General features: G+C 41.4%; 21 protein-coding genes. 6 read left to right on the top strand and 15 right to left on the bottom strand.

Going from position 1 to position 26,847, the window contains the following annotated elements; translation table 11 throughout:
* Positions 1-116 precede the first annotated feature (116 nt).
* The 4 genes from JL001_RS07840 to JL001_RS07825 form a co-directional block, all read right to left on the bottom strand.
* Entirely contained in the window at positions 117-2,546 is a 2,430-nt protein-coding gene (locus tag JL001_RS07840; RefSeq protein ID WP_200975564.1) for an outer membrane beta-barrel family protein, read from the bottom strand.
* Between the two features lie 229 nt (positions 2,547-2,775).
* Positions 2,776-3,381 (bottom strand): superoxide dismutase, encoded by a 606-nt coding sequence (locus tag JL001_RS07835; protein ID WP_192010568.1) that lies wholly within the window; start codon positions 3,379-3,381, stop codon positions 2,776-2,778.
* Between the two features lie 107 nt (positions 3,382-3,488).
* On the bottom strand, positions 3,489-3,932 hold the full coding sequence (locus JL001_RS07830) for a nucleoside deaminase (RefSeq protein WP_200980344.1): 444 nt from the start codon (positions 3,930-3,932) through the stop codon (positions 3,489-3,491).
* A gap of 127 nt (positions 3,933-4,059) precedes the next feature.
* Positions 4,060-5,190: a hypothetical protein gene (locus tag JL001_RS07825; protein WP_200975563.1), complete on the bottom strand. Its 1,131-nt coding sequence runs from the start codon at positions 5,188-5,190 to the stop codon at positions 4,060-4,062.
* A 329-nt stretch (positions 5,191-5,519) separates the two neighbouring features.
* Between JL001_RS07825 and JL001_RS07820 the strand changes: the two genes are divergently transcribed.
* Entirely contained in the window at positions 5,520-6,704 is a 1,185-nt protein-coding gene (locus JL001_RS07820) for a Na/Pi symporter (RefSeq protein ID WP_200975562.1), read from the top strand.
* A gap of 4 nt (positions 6,705-6,708) precedes the next feature.
* On the opposite strand, the gene deoC is transcribed toward JL001_RS07820, so the two are convergent.
* Complete coding sequence (gene deoC, locus JL001_RS07815) at positions 6,709-7,377, bottom strand: deoxyribose-phosphate aldolase (RefSeq protein WP_200975561.1); 669 nt, start codon at positions 7,375-7,377, stop codon at positions 6,709-6,711.
* Entirely contained in the window at positions 7,370-8,581 is a 1,212-nt protein-coding gene (locus JL001_RS07810) for an NAD(P)-dependent oxidoreductase (RefSeq protein ID WP_200975560.1), read from the bottom strand. The genes deoC and JL001_RS07810 overlap by 8 nt, the downstream gene beginning before the upstream one ends.
* Before the next feature lie 157 nt (positions 8,582-8,738).
* Here JL001_RS07810 and JL001_RS07805 point away from each other — a divergent pair, with 157 nt between their 5' ends.
* Positions 8,739-8,927 (top strand): hypothetical protein, encoded by a 189-nt coding sequence (locus tag JL001_RS07805; protein ID WP_200975559.1) that lies wholly within the window; start codon positions 8,739-8,741, stop codon positions 8,925-8,927.
* Between the two features lie 72 nt (positions 8,928-8,999).
* On the opposite strand, the gene JL001_RS07800 is transcribed toward JL001_RS07805, so the two are convergent.
* The 4 genes from JL001_RS07800 to JL001_RS07785 all read right to left on the bottom strand — a co-directional run bounded on the left by JL001_RS07800 (position 9,000) and on the right by JL001_RS07785 (position 13,323).
* Complete coding sequence (locus JL001_RS07800) at positions 9,000-9,527, bottom strand: YceI family protein (RefSeq protein WP_200975558.1); 528 nt, start codon at positions 9,525-9,527, stop codon at positions 9,000-9,002.
* Positions 9,528-9,602: 75 nt separating this feature from the next.
* Positions 9,603-10,052, bottom strand: a complete 450-nt coding sequence (locus JL001_RS07795) for a MarR family winged helix-turn-helix transcriptional regulator (protein WP_200975557.1) — start codon at positions 10,050-10,052, stop codon at positions 9,603-9,605.
* An 81-nt stretch (positions 10,053-10,133) separates the two neighbouring features.
* The gene (locus tag JL001_RS07790; protein WP_200975556.1) at positions 10,134-12,653 is read right to left on the bottom strand and encodes an ABC transporter permease; all 2,520 of its coding nucleotides are present in this window, start codon (positions 12,651-12,653) and stop codon (positions 10,134-10,136) included.
* Positions 12,646-13,323: an ABC transporter ATP-binding protein gene (locus JL001_RS07785; RefSeq protein ID WP_200975555.1), complete on the bottom strand. Its 678-nt coding sequence runs from the start codon at positions 13,321-13,323 to the stop codon at positions 12,646-12,648. The genes JL001_RS07790 and JL001_RS07785 overlap by 8 nt, the downstream gene beginning before the upstream one ends.
* Before the next feature lie 189 nt (positions 13,324-13,512).
* Here JL001_RS07785 and JL001_RS07780 point away from each other — a divergent pair, with 189 nt between their 5' ends.
* From JL001_RS07780 to JL001_RS07770, 3 genes are all read left to right on the top strand, one after another.
* Positions 13,513-14,202, top strand: coding sequence for an arylesterase (locus JL001_RS07780; RefSeq protein WP_200975554.1), 690 nt, complete (start codon positions 13,513-13,515; stop codon positions 14,200-14,202).
* 388 nt (positions 14,203-14,590) lie between these two features.
* Positions 14,591-16,333, top strand: a complete 1,743-nt coding sequence (locus JL001_RS07775) for a GMC oxidoreductase (RefSeq protein ID WP_200975553.1) — start codon at positions 14,591-14,593, stop codon at positions 16,331-16,333.
* A 10-nt stretch (positions 16,334-16,343) separates the two neighbouring features.
* Complete coding sequence (locus JL001_RS07770; protein ID WP_200975552.1) at positions 16,344-17,054, top strand: gluconate 2-dehydrogenase subunit 3 family protein; 711 nt, start codon at positions 16,344-16,346, stop codon at positions 17,052-17,054.
* 50 nt (positions 17,055-17,104) lie between these two features.
* On the opposite strand, the gene JL001_RS07765 is transcribed toward JL001_RS07770, so the two are convergent.
* Entirely contained in the window at positions 17,105-17,548 is a 444-nt protein-coding gene (locus JL001_RS07765; protein WP_200975551.1) for a lipocalin family protein, read from the bottom strand.
* Positions 17,549-17,716: 168 nt separating this feature from the next.
* On the opposite strand from JL001_RS07765, the gene JL001_RS07760 reads away from it, so the two are divergent.
* Positions 17,717-19,090, top strand: coding sequence for a Gfo/Idh/MocA family protein (locus JL001_RS07760; protein ID WP_200975550.1), 1,374 nt, complete (start codon positions 17,717-17,719; stop codon positions 19,088-19,090).
* 165 nt (positions 19,091-19,255) lie between these two features.
* On the opposite strand, the gene JL001_RS07755 is transcribed toward JL001_RS07760, so the two are convergent.
* The 4 genes from JL001_RS07755 to JL001_RS07740 all read right to left on the bottom strand — a co-directional run bounded on the left by JL001_RS07755 (position 19,256) and on the right by JL001_RS07740 (position 26,742).
* On the bottom strand, positions 19,256-20,605 hold the full coding sequence (locus JL001_RS07755; protein ID WP_200975549.1) for an FGGY-family carbohydrate kinase: 1,350 nt from the start codon (positions 20,603-20,605) through the stop codon (positions 19,256-19,258).
* A 163-nt stretch (positions 20,606-20,768) separates the two neighbouring features.
* The gene (locus tag JL001_RS07750; RefSeq protein ID WP_200975548.1) at positions 20,769-22,052 is read right to left on the bottom strand and encodes a TIM barrel protein; all 1,284 of its coding nucleotides are present in this window, start codon (positions 22,050-22,052) and stop codon (positions 20,769-20,771) included.
* 2 nt (positions 22,053-22,054) lie between these two features.
* Entirely contained in the window at positions 22,055-24,163 is a 2,109-nt protein-coding gene (locus tag JL001_RS07745) for a bifunctional aldolase/short-chain dehydrogenase (RefSeq protein WP_200975547.1), read from the bottom strand.
* A 125-nt stretch (positions 24,164-24,288) separates the two neighbouring features.
* The gene (locus tag JL001_RS07740; protein ID WP_200975546.1) at positions 24,289-26,742 is read right to left on the bottom strand and encodes a glycoside hydrolase family 31 protein; all 2,454 of its coding nucleotides are present in this window, start codon (positions 26,740-26,742) and stop codon (positions 24,289-24,291) included.
* Positions 26,743-26,847: the final 105 nt, after the last annotated feature.

Here is a 26,847-nt window from a genome sequence, read left to right as displayed (position 1 = left end):
CAGTCGCTCAGCTACTGTTTTCGACTTCACCATAGCGGTGCTATGCCTTAGTCTCCAAACAGTCTGATTTTCTTGCACTTTCAACCCTCATTACAAATCCTATTGCATAATTCGAGTTAAAGGCGATTTCTTTCCTCAGTACTTCCACTTCTATTGGATACCTTAAAATCTTCACCTTTCGAAAATTTCCATCTTAATGTCAATCTAACGGCCTGTTGGCTATTGTATTGTTGGATATCCGTATTGATATCTCCAAAATATACCCCTCCTCTAAAGGTGCGCATACGGAAAATATCATTGCCATTGACGGTCAAAGAAAACTTGTCATCTTTGAAAGTCTTGGTCACACCTGCATCAATCCAGCCAAACCCTTTAGCTTCCAACTGTCCTTCTAGGAAAGGGCTTAAATACATCCCTACCAATTCTACCTTAAATCCTTTTGGCAAAGTGATATTATGTTGGGTTCTGGCCATGTAAGAAAACTGGTTGACATCCAAGAATTCATCTCCCAATTGTGACTGATAGGCTTTGTAATAAAGGTTAATCATATTACTTGTGCTGTACCACTCGGCTATCTCTACAGGTATCATCATCCTCAAACTCAAATCCTCGGATTTATCAAAATTCTGGACCTGCAAGGTTGTCTTCCGCGTCTCCTCATCTTGTGTCATCACTTGACCAAAGGCATTGGTTGTTTTTGAGTAGCCCAGAGTAAACTGGTAAGCACCCTTGATCACGTGGCTCATCTCAATATTGTTAGCATACTGAGGTTTTAGATTTGGGTTCCCCTGTTCTGTGGTCAATGGATCCACATAAAACACAAATGGATTTAACAATCGGTAATTGGGCCGGGTAATCCTTCTATTGACATTATAGTTGATCTGATAATTTTCAGAGACTTTATGCTGTAAGAATACCGTAGGGAAAAGATTTAAATATTCCTGTTTGTTTATTTGATTCAGGGTTACAGAGTTACCCGTGATATCAGAGTACTCCAACCGTAAGCCAGCTTGAAATTCAAACTTTTCACTAAGAGGTGTATTTACTGAAGCATAGGCAGCATACACATTTTCATTATAAATAAAGTGATTGCTATTTGGATCTGGTTCGTAAGGCCCCTCTTCCACACTTCTGGAGATCATCAAGACATTGTCCGATTCTACCCAACTTCCTTTAAGGCCTGACTCAAGCTTCGCCTTTTCACCCAAAGGTTTTGTAAAATCGGTTTTGGCAGTGAAGATGGTATAATTCATCTTGTTTTCGGTCAGGATCCTATCCGTAGCCCCACCGTCAAAGTCTTCGTTCAGCCAATAATCATTGGTGAGCAAACTGGTGGATCCTCCATCCACGGCTGTATAATCGATATCTGCAGAAAGTTTGGTTCCTAGAGTGTCCAAATTGCCCACATAGTGGAAATTTCCAAAAATTCTTTGATTGGCATTGTCCCCATCGTTAAGTGCCCTGAGGTGATTTAGGTCACTATTTTCTGGATTGGAAATATCTGTCAATGAATTCCCATCATTTCTTCCGTTATAATCCGAAGCTTGGAGGTTTACACCCACGGAGTGTTTATCACTAATCCTATAATCAGCTCCGCCATTGAAGTATATGCTTTTACCTCCTAATTTTAACAAGGCATTCTGGTCGAATACAGATTGTCCTTCTTCCAGCTGGAACCTACGGATAATGTCCAAGTCAATATCCTGAACCCAACTACTGTAATTTAAACTGGAATTGGTGGTCCATTTACCTCGCTTAAGGTTCAGGCTAGCCCCTGCAAAGGGCGCATTTCTGCCATTATAAAAATTGCCTGCCTGGACACTTCCGTTCATTCCATTATAGTCATTCTTCTTCAACTTGATATTGAGCACACCAGCAGCTCCTTCCGCATCATACTTGGCTGGAGGATTACTGATCACTTCTATGCTCTTGATATTATCAGCCGGCATCGCCCTCAAAAAGTCCGCGAGCTCTTTGGCACTCATATAAGTCTGCCTGTCATCCAACAATACTATCACCCCAGAACGTCCGTTGAGGTTTATATTACCATCACTGTCTACATAGACTCCCGGAGACCTTCCGATCACTTCCAATGCATTACTACCCTCTGCCATTACAGTTCCTTCAATGTTCACCACAGTTCTGTCAGCTTGAATAGTAACTTCAGGACGACTACTTCTCACTTCCACTTCATCAAGTGAAGTCGCTTCTTCCTCTAGGTTGATGGTTCCCATATTTTTTTTGGAAACACTTTCCAGGTTGATTTGCTCAGAAGTGTAGGTTTTAAAACCAATAGTGGAAACATTCAAAACTGCCATTCCAGACTTTTCGGTCTTGATGGAAAAGTTTCCTCGATCATCCGAAACAGCGCCAGAGATCATTTCTCCTGTTGCCGCTGTTACCAATGCCACATTGGCAAAAGGAAGCACTTCACCTTTGGCATCCTGAACTTTGCCATAAAGCTCATGGCTATCCTGAGCCAGGGCATGACTGGAGATCAAAAGGAAAGAAAATATTATAACGAATAATTGGTAAGATGTTCTCATGTGCCTGTTTCAATTGCAAATCCTTCTCTCCACCTTGAAAAACTAGTGCCAAGAAAAGAAACAGGCCGAAACACTCAACAGGAGTTGTTTTTAGGCAATAGACCAAAAAACAACTGTATCAAAACCGAACAGTCCGATCGTACGGTTTATGAACAGTTCAAAAAATAAAAATCCCCGATCCACCAATGTGAACCGAGGACTTTCTCAGTTAATTTTAATCTTTGAGGGCTTATTTAGCCGCTGCATATCTTTTACCTACTTCTTCCCAGTTTACTACATTCCAGAAAGCAGTAATATAATCAGGTCTTCTGTTTTGGTAGTTCAAATAGTATGCGTGCTCCCAAACATCCAAGCCAAGGATAGGAGTACCTTTAGCTTCAGCTATGTCCATTACTGGATTGTCTTGATTAGGAGTAGAGGACACGAAAAGTTCACCGCTTCCATCTACACTTAACCATGCCCAGCCTGAACCAAAGCGGGTAGCTGCTGCATTGTCAAATTCTTCCTTAAGCTTATCAAAAGAGCCAAATTTGGCATCAATTGCTGCTGCTAAATCCCCAGATGGAGCGCCACCACCATTTGGTGACAAAATTGTCCAGAATAAAGAGTGGTTGTAGTGTCCACCGCCATTATTTCTTACCGCTCCGTTAGAACCGGCCACTTTCATCAAATCTTCTAGGCTTTTTCCTTCCAGATCAGTACCCTCAATAGCAGCGTTCAATTTGGTAACATAACCATTGTGGTGTTTTCCGTGGTGGATTTCCATTGTCTTTGCATCGATATTTGGTTCCAATGCATTTACGTCATAAGGTAATTGTGGTAACTCAAAAGCCATTGTTTATAAAATTTTATAGTTAAACATTAAATAATTATTTCTGTATTAAATCACTTACCAATCAAACCAAGTTAATTTAAAAATGGTTCTCCGAAAGGCCCTTAATGCTAATTTCTCAATTTTTTAAAAAAAGCATCTAACAGTGACTTGGATTCATTTTCCATCAAACCTTTGCTGATTTTGGTCTTGGGATGTAAAATCCCTTCATTCAATCGCCCATAGCCTCTTCTAGGATCAGATGCAGCAAAATGGATGCCACCAAGCTGAGCCCAAAAACTTGCACCTGCACACATCACACATGGCTCCAATGTAACATAAAGTTCACATTCTGTGAGGTATTTGGCCCCCAAGGAGTTTGATGCTGCAGTAATCGCCAAAATCTCCGCATGAGCAGTCACATCTGTCAGTTTCTCGGTTTGGTTATAGGCCCTGGCAATGATCCTATTTCTACAAACCATCACTGCACCCACTGGAATTTCCTCTTCTTCAAAAGCAATATTGGCCTGCTTTAAGGCCTCATTCATAAAATATTCGGGCGAGTATAATTCCATTGGTCTTATTTTGGCCATTGAAGTTAAGTTAAATTTGTAAAGTGACAAAACCTCTGCCACCACCAAAAGCACAATAATTTAAAAATGAGGCAAAAAAAAAGCGGCCTAAGCCGCTTTCAATATTTTATTAAAACAGTAAGTCAAAGACTTCGTTCCGGACACCTTCATTGATAACAAGTGCCAAGATCAGTGACACAACCAAACCAATGGTCGCTTTCATCACGTCATTGCTAGCCATCCTATATGCTCTGACCAAGCGTGCTTTTCTTTTCTGTAGTTTCTTTGATTTTGCCAGTGCAATTGCAATCTCTCTTCCACCAAGCAAACCGATAAACACCCAAGTGGTACTCATTGGCATATTGCTGTACATTTTAAAGTAAAACAAAAGGATACAGTATACAAAGTCTACTATGGTAGCAGCCCTAACATCGGTAACTTTTGATTTCTCATTAACAATACCTTGAATCCTATCTCCTTTGAAGTAAAATAAGAAGCCTAATCCAAAGAAAATAAATCCGGCATAAGCGATAAATTCATAGATATTCAAAGCCCTTGGCAAAAACACTGCAATATTTGCGGCATCCTGCATCAACCAAAGTGACCATAAAGTACCAGAAGTAACCCACTGTAAGATATACCAGTAGTTTTTGGCTTTGCCTTTAAGATAGCTGGTCACAAATTTTTCCAATACAAACCAAGTAACGATAGCAATCACAAAAGCCAATAAATAACCTATCAAACTCTTCTGAACCACTCCACCGATGGTACCTGCTTTATATGTAAATACATTCAACAACAAGAAGGTTGTAGAAACAGGCATTCTCAACCTGGTCATCACCATCAAGACAATCGGTGCTGCCAACTGAAGGAACACGAATTTTTCTGGAGCCTTGTCCAAGCCTTTTACATAAAGGCGCTGATAACTTACATCTCCTCCATAGGTGATCCAACTATAAATAGCGGTGGCCAAGAATATGCCTCCCATAAAGAGCCATAGCCAATACCACTTTTTCCGTTGATTGGAAGCGATGAAAGTACCAATGGTTTGGATACTATCATTACCAATAGCCGAGTAAGCTGCCAGGGTAAATCCAAACCACATTGCAGCATAGGTATATTGTGTGATAAAGCCTGCAATTGATACGAGCACACACAATACCAGTAAAAATGACTTCTCTTTCTTAGTAAAATCAAAAAGTGAATAGGCCGCTTTTGAAAGGGCGTCCTGGTTGATGTTTTGATCTTTTAGCTTAGCCATAGATTTGTTTTAGGCGATTTTTATTTGGCCACAAAGTTAAATAAGATATTAAGAGCATAGTGTTATCAAATTGTTAAGAAGAACCGCCAAATACCTATCTTCCAGATTTTCAAGCACAATATGCCTTAAATAATTCTTTATACAAAATCAATAGATTAAAAAAGACAATATTCACAAATAAAATATTGACATATTTTTCCAAAAACCCTTAATTCACTCATAATGTTAACATAAGCTTTACATCAATTTTAAAATTATCTATAGTTGTTCGGCTTATTTTGTGAATTACCTTAAATTACGCCTTTATTAATAAAGGACGAATTGAATTAATGACGGAAGAAACACAGAAAAAAGAATCTTATAATCGGTGGATCATGGTTGCGCAAATGGTATTTGCGCTCATTCTTTTCATGACTTCGATAGATCTTTTGACCGTTTCCCTCCTAAATATGAACAATGAGGTAGCCAATGAAATATTCATGGCCACCAATAATCCTTTTGTCGGGTTGTTTATTGGCTTGCTGATGACCGCCCTGATCCAATCCAGCAGTACTGTGACAGCAATGATCGTAGCAGTCGTTGCTTCTGGAAGCCTCAGCATTATGCAGGCAGTCCCATTAGTAATGGGTGCGAATATCGGCACCACGATTACCTCCACCTTGGTTTCCTTTACTTATATCATGAAGAAAAGTGAATTCCGGAAAGCCATTTCAGCTGGGGTGCTTCATGATCTTTTCAATATTTTCACGGTGATCATCTTATTGCCACTAGAGTATTACTTTGGTTTCTTAAGCCGAATAGCCACTTATGTATCAGGTACTCTCTTCAATGCCTCTGGAAGTTTAGGTCAGGATTACACCTATAATATCATCTTTACCAGGTCCATCAGTAAGACTTTGATTGAATGGATAGACTTCCCCATAGTGGCGCTGATCATTAGTGTCATTTTACTTTTCCTCTCGATCAAAATTCTATCTTCCTCAGTTTACAAGACATTTGTATCCACTAGTTTCAAACAAGTAAGTAAGCATATTTTCAAGTACTCTTATCGTGCTTTCGCCTATGGCGTGTTTTTCACGGCAGCTGTCCAATCCAGTACCGTGACCACTTCACTGCTAGTTCCGGCGGTGGCCACCAAAAAAGTATCGCTCAACAAGGTTTTTCCTTTTATCATTGGAGCCAATATAGGCACTACTATCACTGCGGCAATCGCGGCGATTTATAAAACTGAGGCTGCCATAGCCATAGCCATTGTCCACTTTCTTTTCAACTTCATCGGGGCACTGATTTTCTTGCCATTTCCGGCACTGAGGAATATCCCTGTTAAAATGGCCATTTACTTCGGAAAAGAGTCCGCCAAGAAAAAGTTCATCGGGGTGACTTACATTCTTTTGGCCTTTTTTGTGATTCCATTCCTATTAATATATTTCAATAAGGATGGGGATGTCAGGGATTTGGAAGCGGGTAAAAAAATAGAGGTTGTTGAAAAAACACCAGTCGATCAAGCCCCATAACATTTTACTTTTCCACTCTTTCTGCCATTTCTTTTAATATGTCTACACCAGAACTGGTGCCTATCCTATCAGCTCCAGCCTGAATAAAATCAAGCACTTGGTCTAATGTTTTGATCCCCCCACTGGCCTTGACCCCAACATTGCTGGGCAAATTTTCCCTCATCAATCTAATGTCCTCCAATTGGGCGCCAGATGTGGAAAATCCAGTTGAAGTCTTGACATAATCCACGCCGGCATCGCTACAAAGCTTGCAGGCCTCCACCTTTTCTTCGTCAGAAAGTAAAGCTGTCTCAATGATTACTTTCAGTATTTTTCCTTCTTCATGACACACAGATGATAACTTCGCCAACTCGATCTTTGGCCAGTTCATCCGAGATTTATAAGCAGACAATGACCATACCACGTCGATTTCATCTGCTCCATTTTTTATGGCTTGTTGGGTTTCAAAGACTTTGGTTTCTGTCATTTGATAACCTAGTGGAAAACCCACCACAGTAACCACTTGAATATTCTCATCTTGCAATTCCCTTTTTACCTTTTTCACCCAAAAAGGCGGGACGCAAACACCTACAAACTGAGAAACCTTCGCCTGTTCAACCAAAGCATTGATATCATAGTCGGTCAGGTCAGGCTTAAGCAAGGTATGCTCTAAGTATTTTCTCACATCAAGCATTGGGATCCTCCTTTACAAAACCCTCCAGGTAGCTGTATTTAGGCGTTAAAACACCATTTTTAGCAATGGTTGCTTCCTCGATAATTGGGTTTCCTTCCTCCAATAAAGCGGGAATAACTGCCCTCATCAGCTGACTGCCAAAATCAGCAGAGGCATCTCTGGGCAGCTCGCAAGGCAAATTATCTATTGCCATCACAGAAATACTCAATTGCTCGCCAAAGGCTGGAATCTCCTCCATGGTTTCCCTGTCCACATCATAAACGGGATCGGCAATGGTGCTTGGCTTAATAGTAGTCGGCACAGATCCATCAATATCACAGGTAATATCCGCAATGACAGAAAGGTTGAAATCATCTTTAGCCACATCTTTAGCCGTAAAAAGTTTGGGAGCCTTGGGGTCCCAAAAAGCAGCAGCAAAAAGAATGTCACTTACTTCGGTGTACTTCAAAAAATGGCTTTCATACTTTTCCGGTTGAGAATAAAACTCCTCCTTATCATATCCACCATCAGTTTTTCTTCTGTTATAATCTTCCATGGCCAATTGGGCAAAAACCGGCTCATCGTAATAATTATTGAGCAATTCCTTAGGACTCACCTCCCTGATACTAGCCACTTCCAGGATTTCTTTTACCCCATTCCCAACCCGACCATTTCCGGTAATTACCATTTTGATTGGGGGAAGCTGGATATTTCTCACCTCATCATGCAACTCCTTGAGGTCAAAGCAATCTCGAGCCCTTTTCATATCAAACAAACTGGCCTTCTTGCCGTAAGTCCATAATCCATTATATCCTCCCACTATCCCTGCCCATCGACCAAAAGCCACTACGCGCTCATTATTTGCACGGAGCACTTCATAATCAATCAATCTGATATTCTTTTCCAAAACTGCTCTGAGCAAGCCTCTGTTATAGGGTTGGGCTTTGATGGTATGCGAAAAGAAAAAGTAGGTTTTATCAGCTATTAATTGATCAATAGGAACTTCTTTAATTCCCATCAGCACATCGCAATCACTTACGTCGGAAACAAGTTCTATTCCTGCATTCAGGTACTCTTCATCGGTATATGCCCTCAAATCACTTTTTTGCACGACAAATATCGCCTGTCCTTCATAAGTTTCATTTATATCTTTCAATTGCTGGGGACTAAAAGCTACCCGTCTATCCACGGGGATTTTCCCTTCTTTGATCAAGCCAATTTTCATAAACAATTTAATTTATGGATATTCGCAAAGCCTTTAAAAATGGCTCCTTTTGCGGATTTATTGTTTTCTATTCTTATTGCATAATATAAAAATAAAATACGATAATCTGTTTAAAAAACACCCGTCTTGGGAATTTCGAAGAGTTAAAAGATATAAGATGACCGAATTGATCATATATGCTGTCCTGTTCATTCTGCTATTTGGACATGCCATCATGGCCTCCATGATGTACAACACCGTTCATAAAGACGAAACATTGGGTCAAAAAGAAAAAAATGAATGGAAACTAAAAGCATTGGTGTTTCCCATTTACTTCTGGAAACAGTACAAAGAGACCAAAAAGTAAAGACTAAAGAAAGGCCATGTCAAAATTTGACATGGCCTTTTCTTCCTGTGTGTGTGTTTAAATTAAGTTGGATTAACCTTTTACCAATTGGACACTGGCCAAAATCTTAATTTGATCGCCCACTACCACACTACCTGCTTCAGTCACCGCATTCCAAGTTAGCCCGTATTCTTTTCGACTGATTTTTCCTTCCAGCTCAAATCCTGCCTTGGTATTTCCGTAAGGGTCATCTGCTACCCCACCAAAATCAACGGAAAGTTCAATAGGCTTGGTCGTTTCCTTGATGGTCAGGTCACCTTTCAAAACATACTCTCCTCCTTTATTTTCCAAAACACCATTGGAGAACTTCAGTTGAGGATACTTCTCTGCATCAAAGAAATCTCCAGATTTTAAGTGGGCATCACGATCTGATTGGTTGGTGTCAATACTATCAATGTCGGCAGTAAAACTCACTTTAGCGCCATTGAAATCTTCAGATTCCACTTCTGCTTCTCCAGCAAACTTTTTGAATTTTCCGGTTACAGTCGAAATCACCAAGTGTTTGGCTTTGAAATTGATTTCAGAGTGTGTTGGGTCGATAGTCCATTTTGTAGTACTCATAACAATTTGATTTTTATAGTTTTATAATTTTAAGTTTTAACATTAAATGTATATACACATATATAACGAAATTTTTTATCCTCTTAGTTTATCCAACAGATCATTTAATTGATTTACTTCTTCTTCACTAAGATTGATCACTCTATCGTTAAAGGTTTTAATTTCTTCATCCAAAAGTTCCAGAAGCGCTAAGCCCTTTTGCGTAATGGTGATGTCTACTTGCCTCCTATCAGCAGGACACTCTTTTCTTTCCGCAAACCCCTTCTGTTTAAGCTTTTCCACTAAACGAGAAGCGTTGGACATTTTATTAAGCATCCTATCCTGAATAGAAGAAACTGTGATTGGGTCAGGATAGTGACCACGTAAAATCCGAAGCACATTGTATTGCTCAGGAGAAAGCTCATAAGGCTTGAAAAGCTTACTCTGATGCGTCACCAAATAACTCTGCGTGTACAACAAGTTCACCACTGCTTTGTTATATGGACTCTTAAAGGTCTTCTGTTTAATGGCTTCCTCTATCTTCATATTATAACTTGCCTTTGTATTTAATGTATATACATCTATTTATAGTAAAAGGTTTCAATAAGGAAGAAAAATTTCAAAAATTTATCCTCTTAATATTTCCATGGGAGGTTTGTTGATAATATTCTTTCCATTCAGCCAGCCCAAAACCACGGTAATTGCTGTAATGATCACATAAATCACTGCTGCCTCAGCCCATGCCCAACGAACCGGGAAATCGAAAACAAAAATACTAAGCAAAGCCGTCGCTATAAAGGACAATATAATCCCGCTTAAGGATGCCAAGCTTCCCAAAAAGAAATACTCCAATGTATTAATGGTTCTTACCACAGGGGAGCTTGCCCCTAAAGTTCGCAGCAAAATACTCTCTTTCATCCGCTGGTATTTGCTTATGATCAGTGAACTGATCAGCACCAAAATACCGGTGACAATGCTGAAAAGCGCCATAAACTGAATTACAAAACTGATCTTACTTAGTATTTCCTCTAATGTATCGACGATGGTTCCCAAGTTGATCACGGAAATATTTGGAAAGGCCCGGACAATTTCATTTTGCACTTTTGCTGCTTGCGTGTCAGTCTTGGATTTGGTAATGACCACATGGAATTTTGGTGCCTTCTCCAATACATTGGCAGGAAACAATACTAAGAAATTGGTAGAAACCTGGCGGAAATTCACTTCCCTGAAAGATCCCACATAAGTAGTCAGTGGCCGTCCCTGCACATTAAAGACCAGCTCATCACCAAGCTTCACCCCAGTACGCTCTGCATAGCCCTTATCAAAAGACACAAAGATGCTATCTCTTTCACTTTCCACCTTATACAATTTCCCTTCTGCTAACTTCTCTGACTCCACCAAAGTGTCTCTATAGGTCACCCTAAATTCCCTATTATAAAGCCCTCTGGATCTTTGGTCATCATCAGGCAACTCATTGTTTTCTGACTTATCTATGCCATTGATCTCATCCAAGCGCATGGTCACAATCGGAACTTCCTGCATAACAGGTAAGCCTTCTTTCTTCACTGCTGCTTTAACTTTATCTACCTGATTGGTCTGTATATCGAAAAACAGCATATTGGGTTGATCTTCCTTGTCAGCAAATTGTACCTGATCCAACAACTGGTTTTGGATAAAGAATAAGGTAGAAATCATGGCCGTACCCAAACCAATGGTCGCTATCAATGAGATAGTTTGGTTATTGGGTCTATACAAATTGGCTAAAGACTGTCTAATGGGGTAACTAAGGGACAAAGGCAAAAACTTCCTGATCGCCCACATTATGGCCGTCCCCACCAACCAAAGTGCTCCAAATGCCAAAATCACAAAAACTGTAAAACCCAGAGCTTGTTCCCAGCCATCCAGCAACATTAGACTAAACCCGAAGATGAAAACAGCTATTCCTATCATCACCAACCATCTCCACGGATCCCGTACAAACTTCGCCACTTCTGCATCTGTCCTAAGGGTCATCATAGGAGGAACCTTACGAATTTTAAGCAATGGTAAAAGGGCAAAGAGCAAGGAAATGAACAAACCTGTCAATACACCAAAACCCACCGCAGCCCAAGAAATCTGGACCGTCACCTCAACGGGCAAAAAATCACTAAAGACTTGAGGCAGGACATATTGGATCAAGGTTCCCAGAAAAGCACCAAGAATCGACCCAATTAAGCCCATGATCATTATCTGAGTAAGATAAATCAAGAAAGTATCCGTTGAAGAGACTCCCAAACACCTCAGCACTGCCACTGAGGGTAGCTTTTCCTTCACAAAAACATTCACTGCACTGGCCACTCCCACACAGCCCAAAAGCAATGCTATAAAAGCCACAAGGCTCAAAAAATCGGATAGGTTTTCAAAGGACCTACCTGTCCTTCTTTTTCTATCTTCTACAGTATCTGCATCTACATGATCTTCTTCCCATTGATCTTGATAAGGCTTAATCAAATCATCTACATTGGTATTTTCAGCGAATTTGAAATAACGCTGATAGTTTACCCGACTTCCATATTGGATCAAGCCTGTCGCATCCGCATAAGCCATAGGTATATAAACCACAGGTGCTACTGTAGCCGTTATGCCAGTTTGTCCGGGTGCTTCGTGCAGCTCTCCCACAATTTCAAAAAACACCTTACCAACCCTTACACTATCTCCTACCTTCGCATCAAATTGATCCATCAAGATCTTCTCCACCAAAGCTTTCTTTGCTCCATCCCTGAATCCTTTGGCTGCTGCTCCAGGTACAGTCTCCAATTGTCCATAAAAAGGATAATCACCTTCCAAAGCTCTCACCTGCACCAACCTGCTTTCTCCACTTTTCGGAAAAGCCACCATACTGGCAAAATTGACTTCTTCAGCCATTTCCTGAGCCATGCTATCCAACTCCTGATCACCGATAGGCTGGTTATTCTCCAAGACCAAATCCGCTCCCAAAAGCTCCTTGGCCTGACTATCGATATCATGTTCCAAATTATCTCCAAAGGAATTGATCGCTACCAACGCTGCAATCCCAATCACAATGGAGGATACAAACAATAACAATTTGGCCTTGTTTTTACGGAAATCCCTCAAGGCCATTTTTAAAATCCATGAAATTCTATGCATGTTGATTTTCTTGAATTTTCCCTCCTTTAATATGAATGATCCTATTGGTTTTGGCAGCCAATTCAGCATCATGGGTAACCAGAATAAGAGTAGTCCCTGAAGCCTTGTTAAGATTAAAAATCAGGTCTTCAATCATTTCACCGGTTTCAGTATCAAGGTTTCCTGTCGGTTCGTCGGCAAACAAGATTTTGGGCTCGTTAGCAAAGGCCCGGGCAATAGAAACCCGCTGTTGCTCACCGCCTGAAAGCTGGGTAGGATAGTGGGTGGATCGATCCCCTAAACCTACTTCCTTTAAAAGCTCCATAGCCTTCTCCTTGGCATCCTTTCTTTTTTTAAGCTCTAGTGGAACCATTACATTTTCCAAAGCAGTAAGTGTCGGCAGCAATTGAAAATTTTGAAAAATAAATCCAATTTCCTGGCTTCGAACTGCTGCCCGCTGATCCTCGGACAATAATTCCAATTGATGGCCATTTAACTTCACACTACCTGAGGAAGCACTGTCCAAGCCAGCACACAAGCCCAGCAATGTCGTTTTTCCACTTCCTGAAGGCCCCACAATGGCTATGCTGTCCCCAGCCTCCACAGCCAAGTTTACTGCATCCAAAACGGTAAGCTTACGTGCTCCACTTTGGTAAATCTTACTTACATTTTCTACGGAAAGTATGGTCATAAAGCTAATTCTAAATATTATGTTGGAGATGAAACAATTCAGGCCTTATTTTTGGTTTAAGTGAATAAGTCCTGGAATATTGCTCAAAATAGATACGGGTTTCACTGAAAATTAATCATTTTTGATGATTAGGCTTCATTTAATTAATAACTATATAAATCGAAAATCCGCCAGAATAAGTTTCACTTTATGTATAAATTACACGTAATATCTCGATTATCATTGTTTTTAGGCTTTATCATCAGCTTTTCTGCCTGTAACAACTCTACTTCTCAGCGTGAAGAAGTAGCTCAAAAAAAAGATGAGCCCCAAACTACTGAGAAAAAATCAGAAAAGACCATACTCTTCTTTGGAGATAGCATGTCCGCAGGCTATGGCGTAGATCAAGAAGAGGCTTTTCCGGCATTGATACAGGATAAAATAGACAGTTTAGAATTAGACTACAAAGTAATCAATGGAGGCTTAAGTGGAGAAACCTCTGCAAGTGGATTGAGCAGGATCGATTGGTTTCTGGAAGACGAACCAGCCATTTTCATTTTGGAATTGGGAGGTAATGATGGGCTTCGAGGAATACAACTCAGTGCCACAAAGGAAAACTTACAAGCTATTTTGGACAAGGTCAAAAATAAATATCCCAATACTCAGCTAATGCTCGCAGGCATGCAAATCCCCCCAAACATGGGGGAAGACTACACTTCTGAATTTAAAAAAATCTATCCTGAACTAGCCCAAAACAATGATTTAGTCCTGATTCCTTTTCTATTGGAAGGAGTGGGAGGAAATCCAGAGCTAAATCAACCTGATGGCATTCACCCAACCGAGGAAGGTCATAAAATTGTTACTGAAACTGTATGGAAATACTTGTCACCAATCCTTTGATTGGTGACAAGTATTTCATCATCTATAGTGTACAAAAACCATTTGTCAAATTTCACCATTTTTTAAAGTCAATTAAACATTTTACATTTTTATCAAAAATTCACCCCCTTAGCTTTCATTTCCATAACCAAATCGTATTTTTTTACTAAAAAATCAAAAACAATGCCTAAAACCCATAATTCCAAGTAAAACTAAATCCTTTTAGCTAATTATTTTTTTATATATTTCCATTTGAAATAAAGACCCAAGATAATTTGGATTTTTGTGCTTCAAAATTCCTTTAGAAGCTTAAACATAAGTCTTCATAGCATTTATAAAATCCATTCTTACTTCTTTGGTTTATTAAAATCTTGAATTAACTTAAAAGACAATTATAAAATAATTAAACATGAGTTTTCAAATCAATTCACCGGGAGAAGCCTATGACGTAATCATTGTGGGCTCAGGCGCCGGTGGGGGAATGGCATCCAAAATCCTCTCAGAAGCGGGATTTTCTGTTGCTGTTGTGGAAGCTGGGGGAGATTTTGACCCTGCCAAAGAAGAAGACAGGACACAGCTAAGGTTTCCTTGGGAATCGCCACGAAGAGGTGCCAGCACCCGTCTAAGGCCTTTTGGCGACTTCGATGCCGCGATTGGTGGCTGGGACATTGAAGGTGAACCATACACTAAAGCAGACGGAACTGAATTCGATTGGTTCCGCTCAAGAATGGTCGGTGGACGTACCAATCACTGGGGAAGAATTTCTTTACGCTTTGGCCCAAATGATTTTAAAAGAAAAGACATTGATGGAATGGGTGACAACTGGCCAATTGGCTACGATGACATCAAACCATACTATGATAAAGTAGATAAGCTGATTGGAGTTTTTGGTTCCAAAGAAGGCATCTACAACGAACCTGATGGTTTTTTCCTTCCTCCACCAAAACCTCGTTTGCACGAGCTTTATATCAAAAAAGGAGCGGACAAAATGAGCGTTCCGGTAATGCCCTCCAGGTTATCCATCCTAACCAAGCCTATCAATAACGAACGTGGTGCTTGTTTCTTCTGTAACCAATGTAATCGAGCATGTCAGGCTTATGCTGATTTCTCTGCAGGTACTTGTCTAGTGAAGCCAGCCATGAAAAAGGGCAAAGTGGACCTTTATACCTATGCTATGGTTAGAAAAGTAACCACTGATGCCAAAGGACTTGCTACCGGCGTTTCCTACATCAGTAAGGTGGACATGAAGGAATACAAGTTGAAGTCAAGGGTGGTAGTTCTAGGCGCTTCAGCCTGTGAGTCTGCTAGAATCATGCTTAATTCCAAATCTTCAGTTCACCCTGACGGACTTGGAAACGGAAGCGGAATGATCGGTAGGTATCTCCATGACTCCACAGGTTCTGACCGAATGGGCTTTATCCCAGATTTGGTTGATAGACAAAAATACAATGAAGATGGTGTTGGAGGTATGCACGTGTACACACCATGGTGGTTGGACAATAGCAAATTGGATTTTGCCAGAGGCTACCACATTGAATATTGGGGTGGAATGAGCATGCCAAGCTATGGCTTTGGCTTTGGAATGGACACCATCAGAAAGCATATCAAGGATGAATTTGGCAATCCAGGTGCAGCTGGAGGCTATGGAGCAGGCTTGAAAAAAGACATTCGTCGTTACTTTGGCTCCATGGTTGGCATGTCCGGTAGAGGAGAGTGTATCCCCAGATATGATAACTACTGTGAAATCGATAACAACACGGTGGATAAATTCGGTATCCCTGTATTGAAATTCAACTATACTTGGAGTGATCAGGAGATCAACCAAGCCAAGCACATGCAGGACACCTTCGAAGAAGTATTGACCAATGCAGGAGCAGTATTATTTGGAGAAAAAGCAGGTCCTGAAAGCAAGTATGGCCTTCACGCTCCTGGTAGAATCATCCACGAAGTGGGGACCACTCGTATGGGCAATGACCCTAAAACTTCAGTTTTGAACAGCAACTGCCAGTCTCATGAGTGCAAAAACCTATTTGTGGTAGATGGAGGCTCGTTTGTATCCCAAGCAGACAAAAATCCTACTTGGACCATCTTGGCATTGGCTTGGAGAACTTCCGACCATATTGTTAGTGAATTGAAAAAGAAAAATATCTAAAAATAGGGCGATGAATAGAAGAGAGAATTTAAAACTATTGTTTACAGGTTCATTGGCATCGGGTCTTTTTATGACTGGCTGTGGACCTGAAGCCCCTAAAGAAATCGCACATGCACCAGTAATTGGTGAAGGCACCAAGTGGGGCAGGACACCCGAAGAGATGGCTCACAATGCCGCCTTGAAAGAGGATGTTTTCTTCACCGAAGGCGAGATGGAAAAACTCAACTACTTGGTAGATGTGATCATCCCTAAAGATGATGTATCAGGAAGTGCTACTGATGCTGGTGTACCAGATTTCATTGAATTCATTGTAAAGGACATGCCTCATTACCAAACTCCAATGAGAGGAGGTTTAATGTGGTTGGACAATCAAGCTGATGATCGCTTTGGCAAGACCTTTATGGAGGCAAGTACAGAGGAGCGTATTCAGATTATCGATGATATCGCTTACCCAGAAAAGGCCAAACCAGCCATGAGCCGTGGTGTGAAGTTTTTCAATACCTTGAGAGACCTTACTTCCACCGGTTTCTTCACCTCACAGGAAGGCTTCAAAGACCTTGATTACAAAGGAAATCGACCAAATGTTTGGAACGGTATTCCTGATGAAGTAATGGCCAAGCATGGCTTTAAGTTAGAAGAAAAATATATTCCTATCTATATGAACCCTGATACAAGGGCCACATTGGCCCAGTGGGATGATGAAGGAAATTTAATTGGTTAATTGTTTGTTTTGGATGTGGAAAGGCCGTCCGCTTAGGCGGATGGCTTTTTTTATGGCCTCACTTTTTCAAAAACCATTTTGCCCATCGCTTCTTTTCCCTCCAAAATCGGCACAATCACCAACCTAGCCGCTGTCAGCTCCACTATCTTGGCTTTCTTTATCTTGCTACTTTCCTTGATCAAGAGCGTGTCCTGATCCAATGTAAAATTGGCATACTGTTGTACAATTGCTCCTTCCTTGAGGTCTGTATAGTGAAGGCTGTCCCCATCTTGAAAATGGTAAAAGGTATTTTCCAATAGCCTTTTTATTTTGTAATCCATGGCCTCTCTCTGTTCTCCCATAGCTTGTCTATAGGCTAGGGAAGACCTGACTTGATCCACCATATCCGCCTGAACCAGCTTCCACTCTCCTATAAGCTTAGCTGGTTCAATGCTTTGGGCCAGCGTCATTTTTCCCATAAAAATCAATAAACCAAACAAAAGTAGTTTTCTCATTTTGATCAAAATCGATGGTATTAATAGTTAACGAACCGCTAAGGTAATCATTACAGTAAACATGCTTGGATTAATAGCGTACCGCCCATGTATTTTCACCAAACTCAGTACAGATAAAGTCTTCATTTTAATTATATTATGTGGTATAAAACAATAACCCGAAACATAATGTCAGATCAAACTATTAACAAAAAACGAAGAGCTTTTATGCACAAGGCCGGCATAATGACTGCAGGCTCATTTTTTATTCATCCTATCGCCAAAGCACTATCCCTTAGGGATGATCCTGCCAAAAAATTACGGATAGCATTGGTAGGCACAGGAATTCGCGGCACCAGCATGTTTGGCAAAAGCGTGATGGAAGACTATTCTAATGAGGTGGAATTTGTAGGGCTTTCCGATATCAACCCTGGCCGTTTAGCGTATGGAAAAAAGTACATTGGCGCAGAGTGCCCCACCTTTGTGGATTTCGACGAAATGATGGTCAAAACTAAACCGGATGTACTGATCGTCACCACCATGGACAGTACCCACGATCAGTTTATCATTAAGGGACTGGAAGCGGGCGTCAATGTAATCACTGAAAAGCCCATGACCACCGATGAAGTCAAATGTCAAAATATCCTGAACGCAGAAAGAAAAACCGGTAAAACGGTCATTGTAACCTTTAACTACCGCTACAGTCCTCACCGTCAAAAAATCTATGAATTGCTGCATAGTGGTGAAATTGGTACAGTAACCTCTGTGGACTTTCACTGGTACCTCAATACAGATCATGGGGCTTCTTATTTCAGACGGTGGCATGGTTACCGTGACAAAGGTGGCACTTTACTGGTTCACAAAGCTACCCACCATTTTGATCTGCTTAACTGGTGGCTGGATTCCGACCCACAGGAAGTTTTCGCCTACGGCAAATTGGAATTCTATGGAAAGAATGGCCCTTTTCGACACACCAACTGCCGCCCTTGTCCCCATAAAAGCAAATGTGACTTTTATTGGGACATCACCAAAAGTGAGCGATTGACAGGACTCTATACTGATAATGAACAATATGATGGTTATTTGAGAGATGGCTGTGTTTACCGTGAAGATATCGACATCTACGACAAAATGGCCGTGCAGATTAAATACATGAATGACGTACAAGTGAGCTATTCCTTGACTTCTTACTCTCCTTATGAGGGCTATAGAATCGCTTTCAATGGCACCAAGGGCCGACTGGAGGCATGGATCAAGGAAAGCCAACCTTGGGAGGTAAAACCTGCTGATGAAATCCGTTTAACCAAAAACTTTGCAGATACTGAAATTATCACTATCCCTCACGCGGGTGGTGGACACGGAGGAGGTGATACCAGGCTCAAAGACAAGCTCTTCAAGGATCCCAATATGGCTGATCCTTACCGTCAATCCGCTGGAACAAGGGATGGGGCCATGTCCATCTTGATTGGCATTGCTGCCCGGAAAAGTATTGAAAGCAATAAGCCTGTCAGGGTAGCGGATCTAGTGGATATCGAGCTGCAGGCAAAGCGACCAAAAAGTTAAAATCAAAAAAAGGTCGAAGCATAACAGCCTCGACCTTTTTTTGCCTCAATAGCCATGTTTTTTATTAACCATACGGATCATATTGTCTAAAGTCCTCAGGCTAGAGCCACTATATGGTCAAAACTACCTCATCGTTCTTCCTGCGCTCCGTGGTTAAAACACATATCACTTCACCCCAACCCCACTTTTCTGCTCTAACACCAAAGCGGCTCCATAGGCTGAACCCAGTGGAAAATCGGAGAATTCCAATTCACAATCAGGCAAGTAGTGCCTCAGCAGTTCCATAAATACTTCGTTATGGACAAAACCGCCATCTATAAAAACTTTGTTGATATTAGAGCTTCCTTTGGCCAATTTCAACGACGCCACCTGAAGTAAAGTCAATCCCCAAATCAAGTGGTGATAAGCTTCCTCAAAGGAGTCAAAACCCTCAGGATTCCATTCATTTCCTCCAAAGAGTGATTTCACCAAGGGTGTTTCTGCAATATGCTTTGGGCAAAAAGTATTTGTGACGGCCCCATCTTTAATAGGCTGAAGAATGGACCTGTCCGCCTCGACATTCTTGTAATATTTGTCTGGCTTGTTATAATGCTTGTTGATTCTATCAATCTGGTAATTAAACTCATAGCCCATAAAAAAGCGGGACGCTTTCACCGGATTACCATCAATACTCAAAAAATTCAAGCAGTCGTTATCCAATTCCTCCATCGTCAATGGATCTTGGGTAAAAGGATTCAAAGATATACTCCATGTCCCTGTGGATATCAACAAAAAAGGCTCTTTGATCCTTACCAAATAGGAAGCCAAAGCAGAGGAGCTGTCATGGATTCCTACACCTACTTGCACCTCATGGCCGCAAAGCTCACTGGGGTAAGTCTGGCTTGTAGGTACAATTTCAGGCAAGACCCTGTCTATCCCTTCTTGCTTTACCCAATCATGATATTCCCTCTTCTGAAAGTCCCAAAGCCGCGTATGACAGCCTATGGATGTCGGCTCACTGACTGCTTTTCCAGTAAAGAGGTAACTCAGGTATTGTGGAAAATGCAAGGAAGATTTAATTTTTGAAAATAAATCAGGTTGGGTCTTTTTCAACCAATATAGCTGTAATCCAGAATTCAGCATTCCCAAAGATGGTGAAGCAGTTTCCAGATTATTGGTTTCTTCAGGATAACTTTGGTAAAACTCATCAATAATCACCTGAGGTACTTCTTTCAAATAATTATAAAGTGGTGTCAAAGGCTGACCATCTTCATCCAGGTGAACAAAAGAAGCCCCATAGGTAGAGAAGTTCACTCCTTTCAGTTCATAAGCTGAAGATTCGCAAATTCCATCCACTGTAGCTTTAATCCATTCGGTCAACACAGGCAAATCATCACATTCAAAACCATCTTCATCTTTGGTCAAAGGAATTTTGTAGTATTCCTGCTTGACCTCATTCATCTCTTCATCGAACAAGAAGAATTTCTTATTCGTTTTTCCTATATCAAATATGGCTATTACCGGTAATGGCATCATGGGCAATTAGATTTATGTTCTTTTATACAGAACAAACATTCAGTACTAAGTCCATTCCTTATTAATTCCTAAAGAATGGACTTCGCACCAAAAATAAATGTAATCGAGTTGTAATGGTTCTTAAATGCACGTGTAGTACAGCAATCCTACATTCAAGAATATTTTAAAGTCCTGTCGAAACTGTTTTAGCACCACGTGCTGCAATCAATTCCTTACGGACATTCAATCTTCTATAAGTTCCAATCGGATCCAAGGCCCCTCCAGCATGTAACCTTGCCTCAGCCAGTAGTGGACGCACATCCGTTCTGTAAGCAGCCTGAAGAATTTCCTGTGCCAATGAAGGATCATTATTTTCCCTTGCTTCCTCTAAAGCCGCTCGATCCACCAACATGGCCTGAGCATAAGCAATTTTAATGGCCTCCAAAGACTGTAGCAAGTCCTCCAATGGATCTTTCAAATTATGGCTGGCATCAATCATCCAAGCTGGGTATGGATTATTGGAAGTGGGATCTTCCATGCCATCCACTAGTTCATTAAAGATTAAAAACAGCTGATAAGGCTTTAATGAACCTACAGTCACATCATCATCTCCATATTTGGAGTCGTTGAAGTGAAAGCCCCCCAACTTACCGACCATCATCAAGGTAGCAACAATCTGTTCAATATTGGTATTGGGCAAATGGTGTCCTAAATCCACCAAGCTAAAAGCCCTGTCACCCAACTTATCTGCCAACATGTGGGAAGATCCCCAATCCTGGATCACCGTAGAATAGAAATTTGGCTCGTAAGGCTTGTATTCTACAAACATTTTCCAATCGGAAGGCATGCCCGCATAGATGGCCTGCAAAGACTCCAAAGTTCTTTGAAAAGCCTTTTTAAAGTTCAGCTGTCCAGGAAAAGAAGACCCATCGGCCAACCAAACGGTCAGTGATTTGGAACCTAAAGCTTCTCCATATTTCACCACCTCCAAATTATGGTCAATAGCCTGTTGACGAACGGCTTTGTCCACATGGCAAAGCGAACCAAACTTGTAGGACAGCTTTTGATCCGGCTGATCCTGAAAGGTATTGGAGTTAACCGCATCAAACAGCAACCCGTAACTGTCAGCCAGTTGTTTGATGGCCTCAACGTCTTCTGGAATATCCCAAGGAATATGTAATGAGATCGCCCCTGCAGACTGACTTAACTGGTGAAGCAGCCCAACATCTGCTATTTTGTCTTCCAAGGTTCCTGGCTCTCCGCCTCCGGAAAAGCGGCCAAATCGGGTTCCTCCTGTTCCCAGGGCCCAGCTAGGAATGGCCACTTGGAATTCTTTCAATTTACCGATTATACTATTTGCATCGATTTCTTTTCTGCCCAGCACTTTGGACAAATGATCAAGACTCTCCCGATGTTCCGAGAGAGTCTGTTCATTTACTTGATTTATTTTTTGTTGATCTAAACGCATAATTATCTTACAAAGGCAGCAGCTACACCACCATCCACATTGAGAATGTTACCTGTTGATTTGCTTAGGTCACCGCCCACAAAGGCGAATACACCGTTAGCAATATCGTCCACACCTATGATCTCGTTCAAGATCGTTCTTTTGGCATAGAAAGCTGGTAATTCTTCTACTTTGATTCCATAAGCTTTGGCTCTTCCTGCAGCCCATTCGCCTTCCCATATTTTACTTCCTTCGATCACAGCATCTGGATTCACCACGTTTACGCGGATTTTATCTTTGCCCAGTTCCGCTGCCAACAACCTGCTCATGTGGACTTGTGCAGCTTTAGCTGTTCCATAGCCTACATTGTTTGGTCCTGACACCAAGGCATTCTTACTGGCTATATTGATGATATCTCCACCCAGTTTTTGCTCTCTCATGATTTCCACGGCAGCTTTGGAAACGGCAAACTGGCCTTTCACCAAAATATCCTGAAGCAAATCCCAGTCTTTTTCTGTGGTCTGTTCGATCGGTTTGGAAATGGCCAATCCTGCACAGTTCACAATGATATCTACTCCTCCAAACTTCAGCGTTGCTGCTTTTAGTGCAGCAACAATATCATCACCTTTGGTCACGTCCATGATGGCTCCCGCTCCTACATCATTGGAATAAGTAGCTACTGCTTCATCCAGACGGTCCTGATTGATATCAGTGATAAATACACAGGCGCCTTCACTGGCCAATTTGTCGGCAATAGCCTTTCCGATACCGCCAGCACCACCAGTCACCAAAGCAATCTTTCTAGAAAGTGGCTGCTCTTTGGGCATTCTTTGAAGCTTTGCTTCTTCCAACAACCAATATTCAATATCAAAAGCTTCCTGCAAAGGCAATGAAACGTATTCAGATACCGCCTCAGCACCACGCATCACATTGATGGCGTTGATATAAAACTCACTGGCCACCCGTGCAGTCTGTTTATTCTTTGCATAAGAGAACATACCCACACCAGGCCATAAAATAATTACCGGATTGGCATCTCTAATCGCGGGACTGTTGTCACGCTTGTGGTCTTCGTAATATTTGGTATAGTAAGCCCTGTACTCTTCAAAATCCTTGTCCAGTTTGGCTTTGATTTCCTCCGCATTGCTCAAGTCCACATCTGCTGGAAAATCCAATACCAAAGGTCTGATTTTAGTTCTAAGGAAGTGGTCTGGACAGCTAGTTCCCAATGGAGCTAACTTTTCCAGGTCATGACTGTTAGCAAACTGCAACACTCGCTCATCATCGGTAAAATGGCCCACCATTCTGTTATACCCTGAAGCCAAACCCCTCAATACTGGAGCGATTTTGGCCGCTTGGTCTTTCCTTGCTTCTGGCGCCAGCGATTCAATTTTCTGACCACCAAATACTGGACGATCCTTGCCATAATTTTCTTCCAGATAAATGGAAGCCTTATCGATTACCTCCAAACTGTTGATGTAACATTCGTAAGCAGTATCTCCCCAAGTAAACAATCCATGTCCACCCAACATGATTCCTCGGATGCCAGGATTTTCATTCAAAGCTTTCTCCAATTGTAAGGCAAGGTCAAACCCCGGCTTCTGCCATGGCACCCAAGCAATCTGTCCTTCAAAAAGCTCTTGTGTAATCTTTTCACCATCCTTTGCCGCTGCAATGGCAATCGCCGCGTCGGGGTGAAGGTGGTCAATATGTTTGAAAGGCAAAAAAGCGTGTAATGGTGTATCAATGGATGGTGCCTTTGAGTCCAAATCATAAATACAGTGATTGAAAAGACCTACCATCTCATCTTCAAACTCCAAACCTCTGTATACATTTTTCAGGGCATGTAATTTCTCCACATAAAGTCCTGCAAGTCCGCTCTTTTTCAAAGTCCCGATGTCACCACCAGAACCTTTTACCCACATCACTTCCGTTTCCTTTTTGGTCAAAGGATCTGTCTCCATGGTCTTGCAGCTGGTGTTTCCTCCCCCATAGTTGGTTATCCGAAGGTCAGCACCCAAAATGTTTGACCGGTAGATCAAAAGGGCCACTTCATCTCCTTCTAGTTCCTGGGCCTTTTGGTCATCCCAGAGGTAATTCACATGCTTAAATGTTCTTTCTAATGTGCTCATTATGATTAGTTTTTTTAATTACAGGTTTGATGTATATGTTAGCGAATTTATTTTTTTATTTCAGAAATACTGTCCTGTTGTGTACTGATAAAATTGATACAAAAAGCAGCTTAATTATCATTAAACTATTTAATTTGAAAGGTTAAAACATCTTCTGGCACTTTTTCTGAAACAGCCCAAAGAACTTTCCCTGCTTCATCATAATGCCAACCCTTCTGGCCGGAGAGCAAAGAATCAATAGAGATCATATCCAAATCCTTTCCACTGGCCAAAACAGTTTGAGGAATGCTATCCAAATGGAGCTTCAGAATATAATTCCTTACGCCTGGGTCAAACTCCCCTTCTGATGTTCCTATTTTTATTGCCAAGGCTTCAGCTTCTTGATGGGTCTCAATTGTTGTTTGAGCATAAGCTCCCTCCATGTACTTTTCAGAAATGCCATCATCCTCAAACAAAGAAAAAACTGCATCCTTACCTGGGAAAACTTCTAAAGTAATGTCTCCGAAAGGCTCTTTGTTATCAAAGGCCACCGCTTCCTGCATCGGAATGATCGCTCCAGCTTTCACAAAGACGGGCAGCTTATCCAAAGGAGTCACGATATTATAATACTGTTTGCCTTCGTATGGCTTTCCATCCCAGTAGTCATACCAAGTGCCCTCTGGCAAATAAACTGTTCTTGTCTGCGCTTCCTTGGTTAAGACTGGGCACACTATCATTTGGTCTCCAAAATAATATTGATCATCTATTTCATACGTGTTGTAATCATTTTGATGCTCCAATACCAATGCCCTCATGATTGGCTTGCCTGTTTGGTATTGCTGAAAGGCCGTACTATAGATGTAAGGTATCAGCCGATACCTTAATTTATCATATTTCGTAAAGATTTCCTCTGCTTTCTCACCATAATTCCATGGCTCCTTATAACCGGGATGATCCATTCCAAACACATGGGCTACGGGGCTAAACATACCAAACTGTACCCACCTGATAAACAACTCAGGGTCTGCTTGATGCTCAAACCCTCCCATATTATGGGACCAATATCCAACTCCGGACAGACCAATATTTATTCCTGCTTTAATTACAGGTCCAAAGTACTGCCATTCACTGGGCCAATCTCCTGCCCAAATAAATGGATATCGCTGAATCCCAGCATAACCTTCTCGGGTATGGTTCATCCCCCTCATCCCATTATATTCCTTAAACTTTTCATAAGGGGCTTTTGCATAGGCTACAGGAAACACATTATGCAACCGAACCGCTTGCTCACTTGTGGGACCTGTTTTATTACTCTCATTAGCCTTCCTCCCAAAAGCACTGCCTTCATCCGTTTTAAGAAACATGGCTCCTATTTCGGCAATCCGCATCACACCATTTTTCCACCACCAATCCACTGATTCCTGGTCAAAGACATTAACAAATTCCCCTTGATTATGGTCTTCTGGATAGACATACCCTTCTTCTCTGGCTTGGTCCAATAGATTGAGGTAATTTCCATTATCGAACCGCGGCCTGACATGAAGCCCTACCATATTCACATCCAGGGCATATAGGCTTTTAAACATACTCTCGGGATCTTTAAAAGTTTCCCTCCACTCAAAAGATGTCGCACCACTCCCTCCATTTTTACCGAACATTCTCCACGTAGAATCCAAGTGAAGTACATCAAATGGAATTCCTTTCTCTCTGTATTTTTGCGCCAGAGCTACCACATAATGGGTTGATGTCATTTCCTCATGCCCCCAAGTACCTCCGCTATATGTGCCCACATGCAACCCATGTGCAAAACGGGGCAACAAAGGAGATCTCCCGGTCAAGTCCGTGTAGTGGTATAGTATTTTAGAAAAATCAGGACCATACATAAAAAAATAATCCAACTCCCCACCTTCAGCTTCAAAGCGCAAAGCCTGGGACTTGCTTGCCCCCATGTCCCAATGAGTTGCGTAGGAATTATGGAAAAATATCCCGTAACCTTTGGTGCTCATAAAAAACGGAACAGGAGAATAATTGGCTTCCAAAACATTATAAGCTCCAATAATATGAGGTCTGCCCAATCCCCTTCCTACATTCAAGTCCAACCGCTTTCCTCGTCGGTCCAAGAAGTCCATCCGTTCACCAAAACCAAAGAAATGCTCATCTGGAGCCAGGAATTTTGTAGCCCCAACTGCGCTTCCATCCTGATATGCGCCCCCGCTCACCATTTCATTTTTTTCTCCAGAAAGTAAATCTCCATACTCATCATATATGGAAAGCTGAAAAGTCTCTTTATCCACCATCACAGTCATCCTTTCCGTCTCAAAAACAAAGTGACCATCACTTTCTTCCACTTTTACAGGAATAGGCTCCCACTCCTGTTGCTTTAACATATAGGAATATTCATTTTCAAATTCTTTGTCCCAAACGCACCGGACGCGAAGGATCACGGGAGAATAAAACTCCAATTTCAGGGCTTGTGAAGGAGAATGGAGCAGGTAGCTATTTTTGTTTTTTGATAATTCACTTGAGCCAGCTTGGCCAATGGAAGAACCTAGTGTGGCGAAGAAAATGAAAAAAGCTGCAAAGAAATGTTTAATATTCATGAAGCTATAAATTGATAATTTTGGGTTATTTAAGGTAACTTTATCTAATGGTTTGCTTTTGATTATGCAGACCGAACAGGAAATTTAATCTTTTAATCCCTTTTC

Origin of the sequence: Echinicola sp. 20G, from assembly GCF_015533855.1 — a bacterium.
GTDB lineage: Bacteria > Bacteroidota > Bacteroidia > Cytophagales > Cyclobacteriaceae > Echinicola.
This window is presented reverse-complemented; position numbering and strand designations above follow the sequence as displayed.

Bases quoted from the DNA above. Each gene is read 5' to 3' on its own strand.
- JL001_RS07775 (WP_200975553.1), top strand. From the start codon at position 14,591: ATGAGTTTTCAAATCAATTCACCGGGAGAAGCCTATGACGTAATCATT.
- JL001_RS07840 (WP_200975564.1), bottom strand. From the start codon at position 2,546: ATGAGAACATCTTACCAATTATTCGTTATAATATTTTCTTTCCTTTTG.
- JL001_RS07790 (WP_200975556.1), bottom strand. From the start codon at position 12,653: ATGCATAGAATTTCATGGATTTTAAAAATGGCCTTGAGGGATTTCCGT.
- JL001_RS07830 (WP_200980344.1), bottom strand. From the start codon at position 3,932: ATGGAATTATACTCGCCCGAATATTTTATGAATGAGGCCTTAAAGCAG.
- JL001_RS07795 (WP_200975557.1), bottom strand. From the start codon at position 10,052: ATGAAGATAGAGGAAGCCATTAAACAGAAGACCTTTAAGAGTCCATAT.
- JL001_RS07780 (WP_200975554.1), top strand. From the start codon at position 13,513: ATGTATAAATTACACGTAATATCTCGATTATCATTGTTTTTAGGCTTT.
- JL001_RS07760 (WP_200975550.1), top strand. From the start codon at position 17,717: ATGTCAGATCAAACTATTAACAAAAAACGAAGAGCTTTTATGCACAAG.
- JL001_RS07820 (WP_200975562.1), top strand. From the start codon at position 5,520: ATGACGGAAGAAACACAGAAAAAAGAATCTTATAATCGGTGGATCATG.
- JL001_RS07835 (WP_192010568.1), bottom strand. From the start codon at position 3,381: ATGGCTTTTGAGTTACCACAATTACCTTATGACGTAAATGCATTGGAA.
- JL001_RS07740 (WP_200975546.1), bottom strand. From the start codon at position 26,742: ATGAATATTAAACATTTCTTTGCAGCTTTTTTCATTTTCTTCGCCACA.
- JL001_RS07770 (WP_200975552.1), top strand. From the start codon at position 16,344: ATGAATAGAAGAGAGAATTTAAAACTATTGTTTACAGGTTCATTGGCA.
- JL001_RS07765 (WP_200975551.1), bottom strand. From the start codon at position 17,548: ATGAGAAAACTACTTTTGTTTGGTTTATTGATTTTTATGGGAAAAATG.
- JL001_RS07825 (WP_200975563.1), bottom strand. From the start codon at position 5,190: ATGGCTAAGCTAAAAGATCAAAACATCAACCAGGACGCCCTTTCAAAA.
- JL001_RS07805 (WP_200975559.1), top strand. From the start codon at position 8,739: ATGACCGAATTGATCATATATGCTGTCCTGTTCATTCTGCTATTTGGA.
- JL001_RS07750 (WP_200975548.1), bottom strand. From the start codon at position 22,052: ATGCGTTTAGATCAACAAAAAATAAATCAAGTAAATGAACAGACTCTC.
- JL001_RS07810 (WP_200975560.1), bottom strand. From the start codon at position 8,581: ATGAAAATTGGCTTGATCAAAGAAGGGAAAATCCCCGTGGATAGACGG.
- JL001_RS07800 (WP_200975558.1), bottom strand. From the start codon at position 9,527: ATGAGTACTACAAAATGGACTATCGACCCAACACACTCTGAAATCAAT.
- deoC (WP_200975561.1), bottom strand. From the start codon at position 7,377: ATGCTTGATGTGAGAAAATACTTAGAGCATACCTTGCTTAAGCCTGAC.
- JL001_RS07745 (WP_200975547.1), bottom strand. From the start codon at position 24,163: ATGAGCACATTAGAAAGAACATTTAAGCATGTGAATTACCTCTGGGAT.
- JL001_RS07785 (WP_200975555.1), bottom strand. From the start codon at position 13,323: ATGACCATACTTTCCGTAGAAAATGTAAGTAAGATTTACCAAAGTGGA.
- JL001_RS07755 (WP_200975549.1), bottom strand. From the start codon at position 20,605: ATGATGCCATTACCGGTAATAGCCATATTTGATATAGGAAAAACGAAT.